Source organism: Butyricimonas faecalis, assembly GCF_003991565.1.
Lineage (GTDB): Bacteria > Bacteroidota > Bacteroidia > Bacteroidales > Marinifilaceae > Butyricimonas > Butyricimonas faecalis.
Genome location: NZ_CP032819.1, coordinates 1,140,436 through 1,162,958, shown reverse-complemented (window position 1 = coordinate 1,162,958; position 22,523 = coordinate 1,140,436). Strand labels below are relative to the sequence as shown.

14 protein-coding genes and 1 pseudogene are annotated in these 22,523 nt (G+C 42.2%); 2 read left to right on the top strand and 13 right to left on the bottom strand.

What is annotated here, in order from left to right:
- Positions 1 to 47: 47 nt before the first annotated feature.
- A complete protein-coding gene (dnaK, locus tag D8S85_RS05060) occupies positions 48 to 1,961 on the bottom strand; it encodes a molecular chaperone DnaK (protein ID WP_106479857.1) in 1,914 nt (637 codons plus the stop codon).
- A 313-nt stretch (positions 1,962 to 2,274) separates the two neighbouring features.
- On the opposite strand from dnaK, the gene D8S85_RS05055 reads away from it, so the two are divergent.
- Positions 2,275 to 5,310: a tetratricopeptide repeat protein gene (locus D8S85_RS05055; protein ID WP_106479856.1), complete on the top strand. Its 3,036-nt coding sequence runs from the start codon at positions 2,275 to 2,277 to the stop codon at positions 5,308 to 5,310.
- A gap of 11 nt (positions 5,311 to 5,321) precedes the next feature.
- A complete protein-coding gene (locus D8S85_RS05050; protein ID WP_106479855.1) occupies positions 5,322 to 6,059 on the top strand; it encodes a glycosyltransferase in 738 nt (245 codons plus the stop codon).
- A 59-nt stretch (positions 6,060 to 6,118) separates the two neighbouring features.
- Here D8S85_RS05050 and D8S85_RS05045 read toward each other — a convergent pair whose 3' ends face one another.
- From D8S85_RS05045 to D8S85_RS04995, 12 genes and pseudogenes are all read right to left on the bottom strand, one after another.
- Complete coding sequence (locus D8S85_RS05045) at positions 6,119 to 7,618, bottom strand: IMP dehydrogenase (protein ID WP_106479854.1); 1,500 nt, start codon at positions 7,616 to 7,618, stop codon at positions 6,119 to 6,121.
- Between the two features lie 133 nt (positions 7,619 to 7,751).
- The gene (locus D8S85_RS05040) at positions 7,752 to 9,053 is read right to left on the bottom strand and encodes a leucine-rich repeat domain-containing protein (RefSeq protein WP_158641507.1); all 1,302 of its coding nucleotides are present in this window, start codon (positions 9,051 to 9,053) and stop codon (positions 7,752 to 7,754) included.
- Between the two features lie 39 nt (positions 9,054 to 9,092).
- Positions 9,093 to 9,974: a fimbrillin family protein gene (locus D8S85_RS05035; protein ID WP_158641506.1), complete on the bottom strand. Its 882-nt coding sequence runs from the start codon at positions 9,972 to 9,974 to the stop codon at positions 9,093 to 9,095.
- A 72-nt stretch (positions 9,975 to 10,046) separates the two neighbouring features.
- Positions 10,047 to 10,991 carry a fimbrillin family protein gene (locus D8S85_RS05030; protein ID WP_106479851.1) on the bottom strand — a complete coding sequence of 315 codons (945 nt, stop codon included), beginning with the start codon at positions 10,989 to 10,991 and terminating at the stop codon, positions 10,047 to 10,049.
- A gap of 20 nt (positions 10,992 to 11,011) precedes the next feature.
- On the bottom strand, positions 11,012 to 11,902 hold the full coding sequence (locus D8S85_RS05025; protein ID WP_127074875.1) for a fimbrillin family protein: 891 nt from the start codon (positions 11,900 to 11,902) through the stop codon (positions 11,012 to 11,014).
- Positions 11,903 to 11,927: 25 nt separating this feature from the next.
- The gene (locus D8S85_RS05020; RefSeq protein ID WP_106479849.1) at positions 11,928 to 12,824 is read right to left on the bottom strand and encodes a FimB/Mfa2 family fimbrial subunit; all 897 of its coding nucleotides are present in this window, start codon (positions 12,822 to 12,824) and stop codon (positions 11,928 to 11,930) included.
- Positions 12,825 to 12,842: 18 nt separating this feature from the next.
- Entirely contained in the window at positions 12,843 to 14,066 is a 1,224-nt protein-coding gene (locus D8S85_RS05015; RefSeq protein WP_158641505.1) for an OmpA family protein, read from the bottom strand.
- A gap of 197 nt (positions 14,067 to 14,263) precedes the next feature.
- Positions 14,264 to 15,010 (bottom strand): DsbA family protein, encoded by a 747-nt coding sequence (locus tag D8S85_RS21825; RefSeq protein ID WP_240648888.1) that lies wholly within the window; start codon positions 15,008 to 15,010, stop codon positions 14,264 to 14,266.
- Positions 15,011 to 15,019: 9 nt separating this feature from the next.
- Positions 15,020 to 15,433, bottom strand: a pseudogene (locus D8S85_RS22215) (vitamin K epoxide reductase family protein); the annotation flags it as partial.
- Between the two features lie 238 nt (positions 15,434 to 15,671).
- The gene (locus tag D8S85_RS05005; protein ID WP_106479845.1) at positions 15,672 to 17,882 is read right to left on the bottom strand and encodes a peptidase domain-containing ABC transporter; all 2,211 of its coding nucleotides are present in this window, start codon (positions 17,880 to 17,882) and stop codon (positions 15,672 to 15,674) included.
- A 3-nt stretch (positions 17,883 to 17,885) separates the two neighbouring features.
- Complete coding sequence (locus tag D8S85_RS05000) at positions 17,886 to 20,195, bottom strand: outer membrane beta-barrel family protein (protein ID WP_106479844.1); 2,310 nt, start codon at positions 20,193 to 20,195, stop codon at positions 17,886 to 17,888.
- 2 nt (positions 20,196 to 20,197) lie between these two features.
- Complete coding sequence (locus D8S85_RS04995; RefSeq protein ID WP_127074873.1) at positions 20,198 to 22,507, bottom strand: outer membrane beta-barrel family protein; 2,310 nt, start codon at positions 22,505 to 22,507, stop codon at positions 20,198 to 20,200.
- Positions 22,508 to 22,523: the final 16 nt, after the last annotated feature.

Sequence of the window (22,523 nt, the reverse complement as noted above, 5' to 3'; positions counted from 1 at the left end):
TGCACCATTTTTGCGTTTATTGTTTATTATCTGTTTCCTTATCGGAATCATTTCACTTCTTCGAAGTCAACGTCAGTTACTTCCTGATCTTTTCCTCCGTTGTTCGTTTGTTGTTGTTGATCAGCGTGAGGGGCTCCTTGTTGTGTACCGCCTTGTTGTTGTTGGGCGTTGTACATTTCTTGAGAAGCTGCTTGGAACACGTTGTTCAATTCATCGATAGCCGAATTGATGGCAGCAACATCCTGAGCTTTGTGAGCATCTTTCAGTTTTTGCAGGGCTGTCTCGATGGGTTGTTTCTTGTCGGCAGGTAATTTATCTCCAAATTCTTTTAATTGTTTTTCCGTTTGGAAGATCATGCTGTCGGCTTTATTAATCGTGTCGATCCGCTCTTTCTCCTTTTTATCAGCTTCTGCATTAGCGGCCGCCTCGTCCTTCATTCTCTTGATGTCGGCATCGGAAAGTCCTGATGAAGCCTCGATACGGATGGATTGCTCTTTTCCGGTAGCTTTATCTTTTGCAGATACTTTCAGAATACCGTTGGCATCGATGTCAAAACTAACCTCGATCTGTGGCACTCCACGCGGGGCTGGTGGTAGTCCATCCAAGTGGAAACGTCCGATTGTCTTGTTGTCTTTTGCCAAAGGACGTTCTCCTTGTAACACGTGAATCTCAACAGACGGTTGGTTGTCGGCAGCCGTGGAGAATACTTCTGACTTCTTGGTCGGGATCGTGGTGTTGGATTCGATTAATTTCGTCATCACTCCACCTAGAGTCTCGATACCTAAAGAAAGCGGGGTTACGTCAAGTAACAACACGTCTTTTACCTCTCCGGTCAACACACCACCCTGAATGGCAGCACCTACGGCTACAACTTCATCCGGGTTAACTCCCTTGGAAGGTGCTTTGCCAAAGAATTCTTCAACTTTCTTCTGAACAGCCGGAATACGAGTAGAACCACCTACTAGAATAACTTCGCTGATGTCTGATGCACTCACGTTGGCATTCTTTAATGCACGACGGCAAGGCTCGATGGTAGCTTGTATCAAGTGATCCGTCAATTGCTCGAATTGTGACCGGGTCAAGGTTCTTACCAAGTGTTTTGGAATTCCGTCAACCGGGAATATGTACGGCAGGTTGATTTCCGTGGAGGTTGAACTTGAAAGCTCGATTTTAGCTTTCTCGGCAGCCTCTTTCAAACGTTGGTGAGCCATCGGGTCTTTCCGGATATCCACGTTTTCGTCTTTCTTGAACTCGTCAGCCAACCAGTTGATGATTACGTCATCGAAATCGTCACCTCCCAGGTGTGTATCACCATCGGTTGATTTTACCTCGAACACGCCATCACCTAATTCCAAGATAGAAATATCAAAGGTACCACCTCCCAAGTCGAAGACGGCGATTTTCATATCTTTATCTTGTTTATCCAACCCGTAAGCCAATGCTGCGGCAGTCGGCTCGTTGATAATACGTTTTACACTCAATCCGGCGATTTCTCCGGCTTCTTTCGTGGCTTGACGTTGAGCGTCGTTGAAGTACGCGGGAACCGTAATTACCGCTTCCGATACTTCTTGTCCCAAGTAATCCTCGGCTGTTTTCTTCATTTTCTGAAGAATCATGGCTGAGATTTCTTGCGGGGAGTATTTACGGTCACCGATTTCAACACGCGGGGTATTGTTTTCTCCTCTTACTACTTTGTAAGCTACACGGTTAATCTCTTTGTCTACTTGATCAAATGTTTCACCCATGAAACGTTTGATAGAATATATTGTTCTCGTCGGGTTTGTGATAGCCTGACGTTTTGCAGGATCACCTACTTTTCGTTCGCCATTGTCAACAAAAGCAACAATAGATGGTGTTGTTCTCCTACCTTCACTGTTCGGGATCACCACCGGTTCGTTACCTTCCATCACGGCAACGCAAGAGTTCGTGGTTCCCAAGTCTATACCAATAATCTTTCCCATATTGTTTAATATTTATAATGTTATTATTATTTTTTTCATTCTCTATCCTTGAATAGTTTCAAGAACACTTATCTTTTATCAAACGGTGTGCCAGTTCCCAAATAAGACTTATTTTCATAAAAATCTCTTACAGGGGCCTGCTTGGTGTCATATTTACTGACATAACGTCATAAATCGGACGTGCTACAACGTTTTAATCTGACAATGAAATGACAGAAAGAGTCTTGGGAGTTGATAACTTATTTTATATCTTTATGCCCGTTAAAGACCATAAGTTGGCGGAATATTAATTAGTTGTGTAATAAATTTTACAGTGGAAGAAGTCGTAAATAAGTCAATCCAGGTAATTGGTTTCACGAAAAGTGTTGATTTCCAATTACCCTCGTTGAATTCCAATAAAGAAATCATCCTGTTACAGGCTGGTTGTCAGCATGAAGAGTTTCTAAATGTGCTACAAGAGGTTCAAGCCGAGGATATTATGCTTGTTGATCTGGATCGGGTGGCACTGCCCGTGTTGGACACGCTCGAGCAAGTTTATGAAAAGACGGCACGCGAGGATTATCTTTATTACGTGAGCAACCGGAAGCGTAAATTGTGGCTTGGTTTTGTGGATGTTGCCTTGTGGCGGGGGGATCGTGTCATTACGGATTCTCCCGTGTTGATCGGTAACAAGTCTTTGTTCATGAGGGCTTACGCGGGGAATGACTTGGACGGGAATTTGTTGCGGGCCGTGAGTTATAGCTTGCAGAAAGCGTTCGTGAAATTCGAAGCTTTGGAGGCAGCAATTACTTGGAAGGAGGCGGAGAATGTTTCGGATCCTGCCCTGAATTATTTTTGGAAAATACCTTTCCGCTTCTTGACGACAGGCCGTTTCTTTTCCACGTTGTTTGATGTTTCCGGTCGATCTCGTCGGGACATGACGTACCGGATGTTGATGTTGTTATTCGGTTTGTTCATCTTTTTCTATATGCCTTATATCAGTAAGGATTACGGGATTAGCGGGGACGAGTTTGTCGACCACCGGCATTCCGGTTACGTGCTTGATTTCTTCACGAAAGGAGATAAGGCCGCGTTGAATCAGCCCAAAACAGCTTTACACCTTTACGGTAATTCGATGCAGGTTGTCGCGGCCGTGGTGGCTAACATCATCGGTGCGGATGATGTCTATGCCGTGCGTCATGTGGTGTGTGCCTTGGTGGGAGTTCTGGGTGTAATCACGATCGGTTTGTTTGGATTACGTTTCGGGGGAGGATTGTGTGGATTGATTTCCATGTTGTTACTCTTTTTCTCTCCTCGATTTTTTGGGCATAGCATGAATAACTTGAAGGATATTCCTTTTGCCGTCGGGTATTTGGTGGCCATATTCTATTTTGTACGGATGTTCGATCGCTATCCCGTGGTTAAATTGCGTCACATGATCGGTGCCATGCTGGGAATCGCGTTGGCATTGGGAACTCGTTCCGGGGGCTTGCTTTTGTTCCCGTATTTGTTGATGTATGGCGGTTTGTTCTACATTTTACGGGTTGGGTTCAAGGAGTTCTATAAATTTATGAAATACCGTAAAGAAGTTGAAAACATCCTGTTCTTGATTGTACTCGTCCTGTTTGTCGGTTATTTCTTGTCTATCATCACGTGGCCCTTTGCATTGGCTCGCCCGTTTGCTAATGTGGTCGTATCTTTGAAGGAATTCACGAATTATAATATCGGGTTGCGTACGATATTCGAGGGAAAACAAATGATGTCGAATATGCTGCCCGTTCATTATGCCCCGAAATACTTGCTGATCGGGTCTCCCTTGGTCGTGGTGATCGGTTTTATCGGGTATCTCTTTTTCATGATTTTCCGGAAGAGAGAATTCTCCTTACCCTCCTTTTTCATTTTATTCGCGCTGGTATTTCCCGTATTTTGGGTCATTTATCAGAAATCGAATTTGTACGGGGGTATTCGTCATTTGTTGTTCGTGATGCCTTTCATGGTGTTGCTGGCTGCCCGGTTCTGGACGTTAATGCTGTCCGTTTCCCCTAAATATTTGAAAGGGATCACGGTGGTCGTGTTTGTCGGGTTGTTGTTCCTGCCTGCGCGTCACATGGCCGTGAATCATCCCAATGACTATGTTTATTTCAACGAGTTGGTGGGAGGCGTACGAGGTGCTTACGGGGATTACGAAACGGACTACTATTATAATTCGTTGAAAAAAGGGGTGGATTGGTTCAAGAAGAACGTGGATTATAAAGGACGTCCTCTACGGATCGTGACAAATCATAGTGCGAACTTACAACATTATTTCCGGAAGGATACGAATATAACCATCGTGTATAGCCGGTATTACGATAAGTTCAGTAAGGAGTGGGATTACATGATATTCGATAACGTGTATATCAATAGTTTCCAATTGAAAAATGGTCTTTTCCCCGTGAAAGAGGGCTTCCTGTACTCGGTCGATGTTGACGGGTTGCCGATGTGCGTGGTGGGAGAGAGAAGGTCTCTGGAAGATTACGAGGCGATCAAACTGGAGGAAGAGAAGAAATATCCGGAAGCCATCGCGAAACTGGAAAATTATTTGAAAGATTACCCGTGGAACGAGGAGATGTGGATGCGTTTATCTCGGATGTACTACACGATCGGCAAGCCGGAGGAGGCTCTTCGGTGTACGGGCGAATCGTTGAAATGGCAACCGCAGTTGATGGATGCATTGAATATCAGGGTGCTGAGTGCATTGGATTTGAAGAAGTTCACGACAGCCCATCAAGCAGTTGACGCCATGCTAGCCCAAAATGACGTGGCATCTTCTTCTTATTATTTGAAGGGATTGATTTATTACACGGAGGGAAAGGACAAGGAGGCTCTGGACTATGTCAATAAGGCATTGAGATATAACGGGGGAAACGCGCAGGCTTTGGCCTTGGGCGGGGATATTCTGCGGCGAAACGGGAGCTACTCGCAAGCCATTGGACCTTACGAGAAGATTGTGAGAGCCAAACGGGCAGACGAGCGGGTGTTGCTTTCTTTGGCAGAATGTTATTGCCGCGTAAATAATTACAAATTGCTGGAACAAGTCACCTCGTTGTTGCGCGAGCAAGGACATGATAAAGCAGCGTTGCAGAAAATTGAGCTCCGGGCTTTGATTCAACAAAAACGCATGGAAGAGGCTGAACAATTGTTAAAACAGATGAGTGGGGTTAAAGAGGATAGCGAATTTTTGGTATTACGTGCGTTGTGTGAACTCGCGGCGGGACGCCGGGCTGCAGCTACAGAAATGACTCAAAAGGCGCTAGAACTGGACCCGAAGAACAGGGAAGCGGTTGAATTGCGGCATGTCTTGTCGAAAGAAATGGAAATCCGAAAATAAAACAATGATTGATGGAAAAGATATGTATCATTATCCCGTGTTATAACGAGGCACAACGTTTGGAGTTGGAGGTCTTCCGGGAATTCGTGGGCAAGGAGGAACGTTTTGATTTTTGTTTCGTGAACGATGGTAGTCAGGATAATACCTCCGAAGTTTTACGGCGGGCCGTGGCATTGGAACCGAATCGTTTTTTGTTGGTAGACAATGCCGACAACCGGGGAAAGGCCGAGGCCGTCAGGAGCGGGATATTGTATGTCAATTCTTTAAATCGTTACCATATCGTGGGATACTTGGATGCCGATTTGGCCACCCCATTGGAGGACTTGTATCTGCTGGCAGAAGTGATGGATAGGCAACCGGAAGTGTGTATGACGATGGGTGCTCGTTTGAAACGCCTGGGGGCTAATGTACAGAGGAAAGCGTATCGTCATTACCTGGGACGAGGTTTTGCCACGTTGGTTTCCATGTTATATCAACTTCCGGTATATGATTCCCAATGCGGGGCCAAACTGTTGAAAAGCGAATTGATACCCGTCGGGTTTAGCGAGAAATTCCGTTCCGGTTGGCTTTTCGACGTGGAGCTGATCTTGAGAATCCGGGAGAAACACGCTGATTATAACCGGATTATTCATGAAGTGCCGTTGAATACTTGGGTGGAAAAAGGGGATAGTCGTATCAAGTTCAAGCATTTGCTGAAAATGCCTAGGGAATTGTTTAATATTTATTGTCGTTACATGGGGCGGGAGTAATGCTTGCCAGCAGGAAGAAAAATAAAAATCCCGGAGGGTTAATCCGGGATTTTTTGATATTATCTGTTGCGTTCTTTCAATATCACATCGTGGGCACCGCCTTCCACGATACTGGTGGATGACACCAAGGTAATCTTGGCATTCTGTTGTAATTCCGTGATGGTGGTAGCACCACAGCTACACATCGTGGAACGGATTTTACCAATGGTTACATCCAAATTGTCTTTTAATTTTCCGGCATAGGGTACATAACTGTCTACACCTTCCTCGAATTTGAGCGATTCGCTACCGCCCATATCATAGCGTTGCCAGTTGTGGGCACGGTTAGAACCTTCTCCCCAGTACTCTTTCACGTAAGAATTACCAACCATTAATTTCTTGGTAGGCGATTCGTCGAAGCGGGCAAAATAACGTCCCATCATGAGGAAGTCGGCACCCATGGCAAGAGCCAGTACCATGTGATAATCGTGTACAAGGCCACCGTCACTACAAATCGGCACGTATATTCCGGTTTCTTCGAAGTATTTGTCGCGGGCTTTTGCCACGTCGATCACGGCAGTGGCCTGTCCGCGTCCGATACCCTTCTGTTCGCGGGTGATACAGATGGAACCTCCACCGATACCCACTTTGACAAAATCGGCTCCGGCCTCTACCAGGTAGCGGAATCCGTCTTGGTCTACCACGTTCCCGGCACCAACGAGTACTTTGCCGTTATACTCTTGTTTGATCCATTGCAGCGTCTCTTTTTGCCATTCCGAGAAACCGTCGGATGAGTCGATACATAAAACGTCCACTCCGGCTTCAACCAACGCGGGTACGCGTTCTTTATAGTCGCGAGAGTTGATTCCGGCGCCTACCAGTAATTTCTTGTCCGTGGTGTTTAACAATTCATTCGGGTTATCCTTGTGGCTATCGTAGTCCTTGCGGAACACGAAATAAGCAAGGTTTTGATCTTTATCGATAATCGGTAAAGTGTTCAATTTGTGATCCCAGATAATCTGGTTTGCCTCGCTGAGGGTCATCCCGATTTCACCAACCGTTAATTTGGAGAAAGGCGTCATGAATTCTTTCACCTTTCTGTCTTTCGGGTCTTTTTCTCCCCGGTAATCCCGGCTGGTAACCATTCCCAGCAGTTTGCCGTTCGGGGTTCCGTCATGAGTAACTCCCATGGTGGTATGTCCCGTGCGTTTCACTAACGCCAGTACATCTGCCAGCGTGGCTTCCGGGGTGATGTTTGAATCGCTGGTAACGAATCCGGCTTTGAATTTCTTTACCTTGCGAACCATTTCTGCTTGTGATTCGATAGGTTGCGAACCGAAGATAAATGACAATCCTCCGTTGCGAGCAAGCGCGATGGCCAAGCCCGAGTCGGAAACCGACTGCATGATCGCTGAAACAAACGGAATATTCAGTTCAATGGCTGATTTCTCGCCTTTTTTATACTTCACCAAGGGGGTTTTCAATGAAACGTTGTTTGGAATACATTGTTTCGTGGTTAGACCGGGAATAAGCAAATATTCTCCGAAAGTTCTTGATACATCGTCCAAATAGATTGCCATAGAATTTATCTTTATGCGGTTTGATTAAAATTGTGCAAAGATACTCAAATTTCCGGAATACTTAGAATTGTCCGTCTTATTTTTTGTTCCCACCCTAAAATGGATTGTAAAAGTGATGTTATTGTTCTCTATCTCACTTAAATCTGATGGATTTAAATATATACCCAAAAAATTGGTTCTTGTTAGATTCGGATGATCCAGAATATCTTTCATCAGATGTCGCGGGCGTCCATATTCCATGACCATCGTTTGTGAGCAACTTCTGTTGTTCTGATAAGACTAAATCTATTGTATTCCTAGAATTATTGGGTATTAACAATCCGTCTGTATCATCGACTCTTGTAATCGTGCCAAATACAAGCTTTTGAAGATAGTCGCAGTTCCTAAAACACCCATTATTGATTTTTTCAAGTTTAGGAGCCTCTATTGTTTTTATATTTGAACATTCCTCAAAGGCATAAGCCCCAAGCTCCGTAACATCTGGCAAACGGATGGATTGCAAGTTTTCCATCTGTGAGAATCCCTTTTCAGGAATAGACGTGATTCCCGTAATGGTGAGATTTACAGAAGCATCTTGCAGAATGCTAGTTATAGCCTTGAGTTCTTCTTCTCCGGCATTAGGTGCGAGAATAATTTTGAAATCTGTTCTGCCTTCTTGCATTTCTTTTTTGACCATCTCCATGATGTCGTTGGGTTTCAGGTCGACTGCAGAAGTAAACGTCGCATCCAATGCATAACTTATGCCATCTTTTGTTGACTCTGTAAAAGTATAGTCAACTAAAGAGTTTTCTCCATATTTAACCTCTATAGATGAATCCATTGTAAAATTGCCATACAAAAAGACATTACCATCAGCATCCGAAGTGAAAGTATAAGTGTTATTTACCGCACTATTACCGTTAGCCGGAATAAAGTCTTTGGCTATAACAAGAACATCTGTATTGGGTGCCGTCGCGATGCGTAAGCGTGAATACTTGCGTGTGGCACTTGAGAAAGAAACGGTTACAGTCTCCCCATCCGTGGTCGTGCCCGTGCCTTCGATGCATTCGTCCGTACCAGCCACTTTACCTTCTTTCAACTCAAGTTCACCGGAACTCCATTCATAATTGGGAGCATAGTACACGTGTGTTACCCTGACAATATTACCTTCCCTAAAATACAATTCACCACTTGTCAACGTCCAAGTCTCGCCGTTATATGTAAAGACAGCATACTTATCCCCGTGATATGCAGAGTTTACCGCCAAAAGTAGTTCATCCCCTTCTGTCCACGATGTTTTTCCGACGTCAGGTGTACCTATAGCGCGAGTAGTTGATTCCCCAAATGCAGGGAAACCATCCACGACAAGCTGAATGCGATGTTGGCTTGCCTCTATTTCCGTCTCGTCCATTTCACTGACACATGATGCCGTTGTTACGACAACAAATGCCATCATTATATATTGATATATTTTGCACATAGTTCTATCCTCTTGTCATTTTAGTTCTTCTTCTGTAGTCCAACCAGATAAGTTGTCTTCACTTACCGGAACCAGATCGCATTTCTTCTTACCCATCTTAAGATGAAAATCATGACGGTATCCTTCATAGAATTCTGTATCAATCTTTATTGCCACGTTATATTCCTTCCCGTTAAGGGTGATGCGCATAAACACCTCATTGGCTTGATATTTACCAGGCGTAACGATGGCAGAAAACTTATTGCCGTCATGCAAGTGGGCGGTTACCCATTTATCTCCTCCGGTTAAAGAAGTGATTTTTCCTTCCGTGTCAAATTTTACCTGATAGTTCTTTGAAAGAACTTCAACCTTGGTGGGCGAAGGACTGCCTTCAAAATCCGAACTGCCAATTTCATAGTCTACGGTGACTATTGACATTCTATGCTGCATCTGTATACTTATAGTTGTGTTATCATATGGATCTCCTTGCCATGAACCGTTCATGTAGTCTGCTTTTTTTAGCTTTTTCAATGTTTCCTGTTCAGCAGGCAACTCAAAGGAAAAACATTCACAATCACAAGGATATGATGCCCATATTGTATGGTTGGAATTCAAATCTAACCAACAAAACTGCCTATCACGTGACCATCTTCCTATTCCATTGGAATTGGAAAAAGTAAAAAGAGCGTAACCTGTTGAATCTCCCGCGAAAGCTTGCACCCTTATACTATCGCCATCCTCCCAATGATCTCCCTTATCTAGTATGTTGGTACGAGTTTGCATGCCTCCAACAATGAAGGATACGTCGATTTCTTGTCCACCCCAAGTTGGAGCTATATCTTCATTTTGCGTACATGCAGCAAAGCTCATGGTTACAAAAGCTATGACCGCATAGGAAATTATTCTTATCTTCTTCATAATCATCTATTTTTGTTGTTGGTGAGCGACCGGACTCACGAACCCGATATTCCTATTGTACTTGGACTATATTTATGGTTCTACATCAACATCTAAGTCACCAAAATCCCTCTTCCCCCATTGGATTATTGATGAATTTTCGATCTCTATCTTTGTATTGGAAACAAAAAGGGTGTAGGTGTACATATTTCCACCATTAAATTTACCGTCCGCGGGTAAAGTCAAAGGTGTTGAACAGGTATTTGTCGTGCCATTTGCTGATACCTTGAGGCTTACACTCAAACTATCGCTTTGCAAAGACTGGGGAAGCAAAATGAAACTGATCGTTATGTCGTCAGCCAGACTTTGATTCATCGGCTCTGATAGTTTAGTCTTTGTTGTAGCGTTTGCTATAGCCTCGCCAGTTTTCGGATTTACGATTCCCTCGTTGTTCACCCCGTCCAAGATAAAATCACCATTAAGTAAAGTCTCGTTTGGGGTAACGAAATCGCCTGCTTTGATAATGAATTTTACCATTGCCATGCAATGCTTGAACGCGTTGTTACCTGAAAAATGTACTATGGGAGACGATTGCCGGGCAGTTGCACCATGGGCAAAAAGAAAATCCCATTGACATTTTCCGTCTTTCACAACACCACCTTGCCAATTTATTGTCCCATCCTGGTTTACACGTGTGTCGTTAGAGCTACAATAAGGGTAATATGCGCTAAAAGAGGTTTCATCCTTATCGGCGAAATAAATGGGGTTGTCTGCAGGTGTGAAATTGCCTGCTTGGTCGGAAACTACATATTTCACGTTATCCCCTTTCGTGTAACCTGTGGAGGTAACATACACGCCAATAGCATCTTCGTTGGCAGTCCATGTATTATTTACAGTTGCACGAGTATTTACACTATTAAATATGTCCGCTCGTACGGTAGCGGCAACGGGACGGTTGCCCATCCCATCGTCCTCGTTAGCGCAAGCTGCAAACAGCAATGCTGTTGCAGCGATGTATAAGAATTTAATAGCCTTCATGTGGTCGTATTTTGAAGTTATTATAACGCGACATTTTCATTGATATTCTTCACCTCGTTCCAACTTTCGATGGTACCCATAATATCCACGCTGGTTCGCGTCAGCTTCACCGTGGTATAGTTGTATCTGTTACCTCCCTTAAGGTCGGACTCCATGGTCCAAACAAAAGGAGCGTCATATCCAGTGTTAAGATCGAACACGATCTTTCTGGTCTTCGATGTTGTTGGAAGCAGGATGGCCTCGTATACTTTACCGGCCTCAACCGTCTTCATCGTGATGTTGTTAGGATTTCCTTCATCCGAGATCGTACCATCAACAAGATTGAATGTAGCTGTTGTGTTTTGGTCTTCAATGGTGACCTTCAAATTTTCCAGATCATCTTCAGTCAAACCGTTCCCGGCTTGAACATTCAGTACTAACCAACTCAACTGGTGGGAGAACTTCAATTCTACTTGTGGAATGGCTTTGTTGCACCCGGTAGTTTTGGCATACATGAAGTCGATAGCTTCCTGCTTGCTTTGGTCAGCTACATTGAGTGCCACCTTGTAGTCATTGACTGTAGTTTGTGGATAGTAAGCATAGAAATCCACGTCTCCATCAATGGGGTAGTAAATGGTCTTACCACCTGAAATCGGTGAGAAAGAAATACCTCCGTTTGTCTCGTAAGCCACATTGTCAACGCCTTCTTTGATACTATTGGCAGAAAGGGTCTCTTTCGCTGCTGTCATGAAAATACCAATCTTGTCACCATCAGCCCAAGCTACTCCAGCAGCACGAGTGCTTACGTTAATGCCGCCAGTAAACTGTACGGCTACCTTTTCATCCTGTGCCATCGGCGAGTTTTCGTTGTTACATGATACCATTACACCAGCCAAGAGTGCAAGGGCGAAAAACGTTACTATCTTTTTCATATTACAAACATTTTAAAAGTTATTGTTATTTTATTTCTACTTCGTCTTTGTTGAGGTCTTTCCAATTATTGATGGTTGCATCAAGATTCATCTTAGGCTGCATCTCGTTGTGCTTGAACCGTAACTCATACTTGCCTCCTGCCTTCATCGCGGGAGCGGTGATGTCATACTCTTGCACCACCTCGTTCGGGAGCAGAAGGCGGAGATAGATATGAGAAGCTGCACTAATCGGCGTTGTCGGCATGAGTCGAATGACTTCCGATTGCAGGGTGTTCTCCGTGGCCAAGATGGTAGGGAGTTTCACTTCCACGAGATCCGTGCCCGGCAAGCCATAGTCACCGTCGCCATCCTTCCGCGTGGGGAACAGGCATTGGGCTGCATCCAATGCCTTGCCACTCATCTCCGTTCCCTTCGGTACATTTTCGATAATGATGGTCAGCTCGGCAAGCACGCTCTTTATCGGATTCTGTACCACGTAGTTCCCTTCCTTGGTATCTATCCTCACATCGGTCACTCCGAAATAGGCATTCTCCTTCACATCCTTCGGATGGGTCAGCCCGATCATGATATTGTTCCAATCAGCCAAGGCCCTTGTCGCCTCGTTGATAAAGAAAGGCTCCGTGAGGTTGATTGTTGCCAAGATACGATAGTTGCCTTCCGGGAGTTGGAAACGTTGGTTTGCCACCTCTTCGGCACTGCCATAATGCATCTCTTCCACGAGCAAACTATCGTCGGCGTTGAATAGCCAGAGTTTCACATCCTTTACTTCCGTACCCTGGTCGGTCTTGTCTTGCCAAGTGAGTGACACGGACAATCCTCCCTCTTCCTTGCCATCATGGACCTCATGCTCGCAACTTGTCAATAGGCATGGGACGCATAGCAGTACCCAGAACCAAATATTACATTTACTTTTTGCTTTCATTTTATCTTGTTTTATGGCTTACTGATTACGATTATCTGTTGTCTCCACTCGGCGAGCATTTTCCGCGTTTTGAGTATCATCGCTTCCCTTACCCACGGTCTGGATGCGACTTGCTTCAATGCCTTTCTTCACAAGCCAAGCCTTTACCGCCTCTGCACGCTGTTTGGATACACGTTTGTTGACAGCAACGTCGCCTTGGGTATCACACCAACCTGTCACCGTAACCTTTACCTCCGGGTTTGTTTTCAACGTGTTTAGAATTTCGTTCAGCTTTACTTCTTCACTCTTTCTGATGTCTATGCTGTTGAATGAGAAATATATGTTAGGGAAGGTGACCTTTGTCTGCTCAACCGTGTCTTGTGTCGTGACCTTCGCTTCCGCTTTGCTTACGGGCTCCGGTTGGATTGTATTCTCCTTGGGACTTTCCTCCTTTTGTTGAATCTCGGTTTGTGGAGTTGGAGCGACCTCTATGACCTTGTTCTTTTTCTTTTTTGATAGATTGAAGCCTAACCTGATACCACTTTCCCAAACGAAGTTATTCTTATGCAGATGTTTGGGCATTCCATCCATTCGACTTCCCGTGAGACCTGTCCATCCGGAATAAACACCGACTTTCAGAAATGAGTTCAGTTGGTAGCCAACCTGCAAATCTGCCCCGTAACCGAAATGCCAGTTGGTGGAGCCTTTCATCACGTCCGCACCGTCGGCTATGGTCTGCATATCAGCTTTCGTTGTCACCGCGGATATATGAGGGGACACGGCTACTTCCCAACGGCTATTGGCTGTGTTTGCGAATAATCCCAAGAGATTGACATTCACACTGGCACCATATTCTCCCAGGGTGACATGGCTTTTCAGATTGGAATATTCCCAACTATCCATGCCCAAGACTCCGGCCTTGTATAATACGCCATTGGAACCCAACCAATAGTTTTGCTCCACGCAGCAGTCGTGTGCCGACAAACTCATCTTTCCATATTTGGCGGACAGCTCTGCCGAGAATATCGGATTGAAACGGTAGCCTCCATATATACCGGCAGCCCAACCAAGACGTGTTTTATCGTGTCCAAAACTTGAAAACGTAGAGAAGCCGAAGGGCACTCCGCCTTTGATGCCGACATACCAACCTTGCGAATTTGACTTCACTTTATCGTTACCATCCGCTTTCGCGACGGAAAGAGGAAGAGTCGCAGCGAGTATCGCGACCAGTAATCTAATCCTTATTGTAAAATAATTTATCATAATTATTTGTTTAAAATTAGCCATGAAGATAAGAGGCATTCTCCTATTGCTAGGATAGGCCGCAGAGTCTACCTTTGGCTGGTTTCAAATATTTCTTTTATGGTGCAAAAATAGTGATTTTTAACAAAAAAACTCTTATGGAAATAAAATCTCAACCTAAAATAGATAGAGAAATGTGTAAAAAAACTTTTGTCTTGCTAGAGTAGGGAATTTGTTTTTCGTTCTATCATATTTGCCTCTAAAATACTTACCAATTCGTTAAACTTATAATGATGATTAACCATTCTGTTGTTAATTAAATAAGTTGGTGTCTGGTTTATTTTGTTTTTAGCACCCCAGGCGACGTGTGATTTAATTATGGTTTTAGCTCGCTCGTCAATCTCCGGGGTGGGGGATAAATATTTATCAATTTGAGGATAGTCTGAAATATATTGGGATAATTCATCAAGGAATTTATTGGGATTAATAAGATATAACATTGTGAAGTGCAATATCATGGGTAAATCTTTTCTCAGGGTTGTTCGCCACGAAATGAAGACAAATTCAATTGCTATATCCATTTTTGCATGTATTGTTTCAATAATCTCTTCTAAATGATATAAACAAGGTGTACAATCAAATCGAAATATGATGGTAATTTTATCAGGTGCTGTTTTGTTGTAGATAACACTTGCCACTTCTTCAATAGGCTCTAGTGGTTCGAATAGGAAAAGAGTATGCTTCAAGTTTTCGAATTTAAATAATCTATATTGTTCAACAGTTGCTTTTTTGCTAATGAATGTTTTCAATATATATTTTGCCGAGAAGTAAGTTGTCACAGTCAATAACACGACAATTGTCATGGAGAATAAATCAGTTAACTTATAGGTATGATTATGTCCCGATAAAACGATTATGGACAAAATAAATAATACAATCAGTATGAATTGAACCATCAAACACATTCTACACCATGATTTAGCGATTTTCCATTGGTAATACACGGAAAAAATGGTATACGGGAAAGCGATAAAAGAAGAAATAATCAATGCAAGGTTATTGCTTTCATAAGAAAACAGGAGGGATATGATATACATGGACAAAAAATACACGATGCCTATATCACTCCATGATATTTCTCCGATAATGGTTGCTCCCTTGGATAGAACCACGGGAGAACAACCGTTTGATCCGGATTTATTACTGCAAAACCTGTTTATTATCTTGAATTGAAAACCGTACGTTTCAAGAAGAAGAAGTATGCTAAAAAATAAACCGCTACCGTACAGTATGCAGTAGAGAACGAGTATTAGATTTTCCTGACTAAAAACTATAATAGTTTTATAGAGGATTAGTAATAGCACGATATACCCCAGGGCTTTGAGCATGAATAGTTCGATCTTGTTGTTGATTTTCGTGTCCTTGGAAGTTCTCATACGATCTGTTTTAACAAGCGTGATAATATGTTTGCACTTTCTAAATCAAGGAAATATATGACAAGTAGAACTAACAGAAACACAATGACGTAGATCAATATTGCTGAAAGAACTAAACGTCGTGGCATTTTTCCGATAACGTTTTGTACTTTGGGACTTCTTAATTCAATGTTTTCTTTTTGCATGGTACTTAATTATTCAATTCAAGTTGATTTTTTACGAGGTTGTAATAATAGCTTTTATTACTAATTAGTTCATCATGAGTACCGGATTCCGCAACATAGCCGTCTTCCAGCACGACAATTTTGTCAGCATGTTTTACCGTACTAAGACGGTGGGCGATAATTAGAGCCGTTTTATTATGAATGAATTGATTAATATTTTGTAGAATGAATTTTTCATTCGTTGCGTCTAGTGCGTTAGTCGCCTCGTCAAAAAAAAGGAAATCTGCATTTTTGTAAATAGCTCGGGCTATTAATAATCTTTGCCTTTGCCCGCTACTAAGACTTCGTCCATCATCGCCTACAATGGTATTGTATTTCAAGGGTAGCGATTCGATAAAAGGGGACAATCTTGCCATGTCGGCCGCGTATTTTAACCGGGAAAGATCTATTTCATCCGTGGAGGTCGCAATATTCTTGGCTATCGTGTCTGAAAAAATGTACCCGTCCTGCATGACAACCCCGCACCGGTCCCAGAGAGATTGAACGTTAACATCCCGCAAATCAGTACCTCCCATTTCAATACACCCGTTTTGAGGAAGGTAATATTGAAGAATCAGTTTTAATAACGTGGTTTTACCACTCCCGCTACTTCCCACGATTGCGACAGTTTCATTGTTGTCAACGGTCAGGTTTATGTTTTTAAGCACGTCTACGCTAGAGCCCTCATATCTGAAAGAAAGATTTTTTATTTTAATCGAATTATCGGTGATGTTTAGTGAATTGTGCCGGTCTGCATTTTCATCTTTTTGATTTTTTATCTCGTTGATACGTTCCAGGCTGATCTTGACATCTTGAATATTATAGATATAATTTGCGATTTGTATCACGGGTACGGATAATTGTCCGATAATGTATTGTATGGCCAGCATCATACCTAACGTGATGCTTCCGTTTATGACTAGTGAAGCGGCAATAATGGTTATTACTATATTTTTTGATTCATTTATGAATGTACTTCCTATTTGTTGCTTTTGCGACAGTTTGAGTTGTTCGATATTGGCATCGAACAGGTCTACGCGTATATCCTCCCATTTCCAACGTTGTTCCTGGGTATTGTTCTGTAGTTTTGCCTCTTGTATGCCACTGATTAATTGATATGTAGCACCTTGGCTTGCGGAACTGATCCCGAAGAATTTGTAATCCAGTACCTTCCTCTTTTTCATGAAAATCAGGAGCCAGACGAAATACACGGTACTGAACGCCAGAAAGACAATGAATATCTTCACGTTGTAGGTAAGCATCACGATGCTGAACACGACCAACGTGATTATGGAATAAAGAAGAGATAGGGATTGTGTCGTTATAAAATTTTCTATCCGGTCGTGGTCTCCGATCCGTTGCACGGTATCACCTATTTTTTTGTGATCAAAGAATTCCATGGGTGATTTTACCAGCCGTATGAGAAAATCGGATATTAACGAGATACTCACTCGCGTGCTGATATGGAGGGTTATCCAATTATTCACCATCCTCACGGAGGTAGCCCCGATCAACAGCATGAGTTGTGCGATAAGTATGAGTGTGATAATACTTAGGTCTTTGTTTGCAATACCCACGTCTACGATGGATTGTGTCAGGTATGGCAGGATTAATTGAAGCAAGCTTATAATGATATAACCGCATACTAACAGCAGGAAGAAATATTTGTACCTGCCGAAATAAGGCATCAGTTGTACCACTGCGGGCCTGTATTTTTTTGTTGATTTCTGGAATGATTGTTTACCCCATACATTTTGGTTGTTATAGATGAATAGAGCGATCCCTTTATCTTCATCATGAGTCCGGGTACTGATCCATTTTTTCTCGAACTCTTCTTGCGTGTACGTTATTACACCAACTGCGGGATCCGATACATGAAAGACGTATTTCCTATGCTTGTTGGTAATTTTGAAGAGAACGACAAAATGGTTTTGGCTCCAATGAAGAATCACCGGTAGAACAGCTTTTTCAACGAGTAATTTAGTGGTAGCACGACCACCCACGACATTGAATCCTAATTCTTCCAGCGTGGTGGAAATGCGTTTCAGTGAAACACCTTCTTTCGTGGGCACACAACTCTTTTTTAGATCGGGGATAGGTGCGTAAATGCCGTACCACTCGCATATCATGGATATGCAAGCCACCCCGCAATCCATGGCGTCATGCTGTAAAACCGATGGAATCCTTCTCGTCGTCATTGTTTATAATGCTCTTTTGATTATTTCCGATTCTTCCCTTTTTTCCTTATCTATATAGTTGTTAAAATTGTAGGTGACTCCGATTGTAATACCGCGAGGGTGAAAGTTGCTGTTATCAATGGATAGCGTGTGTTTATATCTACTCTCTTGATATTGGGCACCAGAGTTTAGCAGGCTATTCCCTGCTATCAACACGTTCAATCGCTTCTTCAATAACAACATTTGAAGTTGAACGGTTGCAGAATAAGCTTCTTCCGAATAACTTGTGACAGACTCACAAGCGGTAGTGTAATTACCTATGATGTTTAATTTGATATCCTCGTACAGGGTAATAGAATTCATCGCGTAGAACGAATACCCCGGTTTACTGTACTTGACTTTTTGATCCACAAACGGTACTTTGGCAAACGATTGAAAATAACCGGCATTCAAGTTGAGATAATAAAACCGGAACGTCCGGTCCCAGGCGAGGGTCAGACTTAACCCTTGCGATTTCTTTAGATTCTCGTAAGTATTAACAAGGATATTCGGGTCGTCTTTATCGTTTACAGTGAGTTGGAAAATACCGTTTTTATTGTAGGAATAATTGCAGGTAAGTGATAAATGGTAAGGAAAGACCCAGCGGGTCATGAAGGAATGAGACACGGTCGGTTTTAATAACGGGTTCCCCGTGAAGTAGACGTATTTATTCATGTATGACACGTTCGTGTTTAATTCTTTTACGCTTGGCTGTGTGGTCGTTCTATAATAATACAGCATGAAGTTCAAGTCATCATCGACTCGATATGACATTCCCGCAGAGGGCAAAAAATAAAATGAATGCTTTTTCTTGTAGTTTTCGTTTTCCTCGTGTCGGTATTCGTACTCGCCTCGTAACCCGATTTGGTAATGAAATTTACCGATAGCATGGTCGAGATTTAGATAGACTGTCGCACTTTCGTTGCGGCTCGTGCTTTCTGGCGTGTTTTCTCCGGTATCATAGTCCATTTTACTCCAGGTCCAAAGTTTACCGTAGGATACTCCTGTCTCGATTTCTAATTCTCCGAAAGCATGCGTGTAATCCAAGGAAGAACTCAACACCTTGTTCTTGTAAGCTTGGCGATAGGCCATGTGAGTACTTTCTGGTTGTTGTACTTCTTCCTTAAGTTCTTCATCCCGTTTATCGTCGATTAACAAGCAACCGATGGAAAAAGTCAATCGTTTTCTTTCGTCAAACATATTATCATATCTGATGTTAGCCAAATGTTGATGGCCTTTCATATCTGTAAGAGTACGACTTGAAAGGTCAGGTTGATCTTCATTGAAAAAAGCAGTATAAACCAAATTATTAGCTAATATATTTTCCATGCTAAAATAATATTGTAAATCGACAAAACTGCTAGTATTAATTTGGTATTTCGTGCTGTATATAAAACGATGTTTTTTGTTTTTCTCATACATGTCTGTTGAAGTAGACATATTGTAATGAATATCTTCTTCCGGGATGATTGTTTCATAGCCATAACGTAAATCATATTTTAATGGTTCGTAACTAAAACTGTAGCCGACATAATGGGATAGTTTGTTTTTCTTGTAATTGCAAGATAGTGATGATTCGTTATTTGTTACATTCGTGTATTTAAATTGGTTTTTCAAGCGGACTCTCATATAGTCAAACCACTGTTTTTTCGTTTCAATATAAATAATTCCAACAGCAGTCGGTCCAAATTTGCCGGAAGGCATCCGGGCAATGGTCACTTTTTCGATATCTCTGGGATTTAAACTTTCCAACTCACCCATCTGAGGATTCAATCCGTTAAGAATGTAAACAGGTTTACCTATACCGGCTATTTCGATGTCATCATTTTTTAATATAAGTCCTGGAACAAGTGCCAGTAACGAGGATAAGTCATAAGCTTGCATCCCCATCCATTCGGGAATCATGTATTGATCCCTGCCGCGTTCCACTTTATGAACGATGGGCTTTTTTACAGAAACTGTCACCTCGTCAATGTTCAGAGTCCAAGGTTTCATCACGATTTCGCCTAAGTCGAGGTGAGTGGGATCTATCTTGATGTATTTGCCCGCGTAACCAATAGCCGACACGTGGAGCAGCAGTGGTTTTCCCGTATCTTTGTATTTCAATTCAAACATGTGCTCTTTACATACTATCCATGTGATCTGCGAGGAATCAGCTTGATTCATTAATACGATTGAAGCATCCTTCACTGGATTATGACAGGTATCTACCAGACTACCTTTTATCCGATTGGATTGTTGTCCCCATAGAATACAAGGGAATAACAGAAAAAATATTGATATGAGTGATTTCATTTTTATAGTGCTCTTTTAATTATTTCCGATTCTTTTCTTTTTTCCTCGTCTATATAGTTGTTAAAATTGTAGGTGATTCCAATAGTGATACCGCAACGATGGAAGTTGCTCTTGTTAATCATTAGTGTGTGTTTATACCTGGTCTCTTGATATATGTTACCCGCATTTAACAGACTATTTCCTGCTATCAACACGTTCAATCGCTTTTTCAGTAGTAGCATTTGAAGTTGAACACTCGCTGAATAACTCTCTTTGGAATAGGTAGTGGCATATTCACGGGTAGTTGTGTAACTACCTAGAATGTTTAATTTGATATCCTCGTACAGGGTAATGGAATGCATTGCGTAGAACGAATACGCCGGTTTACTATACTTGACTTCTTGATTAACAAACGGTACTTTGGCAAACGATTGAGAATAACTGGCATTTAGATTGAGATAATAAAACCGGAATGTCCGATCCCAGGCGAGGGTCAGGTTTAATTCTTGCGATTTTTTCAGATTCTCGTAAGTATCGACAAGAATATTCGGGTCATCCTTGTCGTTCACGGTGAGTTGAAATATACTGTTTTTATCATAGGAATAATTGCATGTCAGCGATAAATGACAAGGGAAAGCCCAACGGGTCATGAAGGTATGAGACACGGTGGGTTTTAATAACGGGTTACCGGTAAAGTATAGATAGCTATTCATGTATGACACGTTCGTGTTTAATTGCCTTTCGGTTGGTTGAGTCGTGATTCTACGATAATACAACATGAAATTCAAGTCATCATTGACTCGATATGACATTCCCGCTGAGGGCAAAAAATAAAACGAGTGATTCTTTTTATAACTGTCATTTTCTGCGTGACGGTATTCGTATTCACCTCGCAATCCGATTTGGTAATGAAATTTACCAATAGCATGATCGATGTTCAGATAGGCTGTTGTATTTTCGGTACGACTCGTGCTCTTTTGTGAGTTATTTTCGGTATAATAATTCATATCGCTTTGAGTCCAAAGTTTACCGTAAGATACTCCGGTTTCAATATCTAACCCTTCAAAGGTGTGCGTGTAGTCGAGTGAAAGTCCCACATCCTTATTTTTGTACGCTTGGTTATAGGCCATACGGGTACTTTCTGTTTGTAGTGCTTCTTCCTTGAGGGCTTCATCCCGCTTGTCATCTACTAGCATGCAACTTATGGAAAAAGTCAATCGATCTTTTCCATCAAACGTGTTGTCATATCTGATGTTGGCCAAATGTAGTTTGTATTTCATATCTGTAAGAGTATGACTTGAAAGGTCCGGTTGATCTTCATCAAAAAAATCAGTATGGGCTAAATTATCGGCTAGTATGTTTTTCATGCTAAAGTAATATAGTAAGTCAACAAAGCTGTTGGCATTGATTTGATATTTCGTGCTGTATGTCAAATTGTGATTTTTACCCTTTTCATACATGTCAGTTGAAGTGAACATACTGTAATGAATATCTTCTTCAGGAATGTTTGTTTCATAGCCATAACGTAAATCATATTTTTCGGGGTCGTAATCAAAACTATAGCCAAGGTAATGGGATAGTTTGTTTTTCTTGTAACTGAAAAACAATGACGATTGGTTATTTGTCACGTTCGTGTATTTAAACTGGTTTTTCAAGCGGATTCTCGTATAGTCATGCCACTGTTTTTTAGTTTCGATATAAATAATTCCGACGGCGTTTGGTCCGAACTTACTGGAAGGCATCCGGGCAATGGTCACTTTTTCGATGTCTCTGGGATTGAGATTTTCCAACTCTCCCATGCGAGGATTCGTCCCGTTAAGAATGTAAATAGGTTTACCGATTCCGGCAATTTCAATATTTTCGTTATTTAATATAAGTCCCGGAATAAGCGATAGTAACGAGGATAAGTTATAAGCTTGCAGCCCCATCCATTCGGGAATCGTGTATTGATCCCTGCCGCGTTCCACGTTATGAACGATGGGCTTTTTTACAGAAATCGTCACCTCATCAATGTTCAAAGCCCAAGGCATCATCACGATTTCGCCTAAGTTAAGGTGAGTGGGATCTATTTTGATGTATTTGCCCGCGTAACCAATAGCCGACACGTGGAGCAGCAGTGGTTTCCCCGTATCTTTGTATTCCAATTCGAAAATGTTTTCTTTACACACCATCCATGTGATTTGCGAGGAATCAGCCCGATTCATTAATACGATTGAAGCTCCCTTCACCGGATTATGACAGGAATCTATTAGACTACCTTTTATCCGATTGGGTTGTTGTCCCCATAATATACAAGGAAACGATAGGAAAAATATGAATATGAGTGTTTTCATTTTTGGGGTTTTAGTA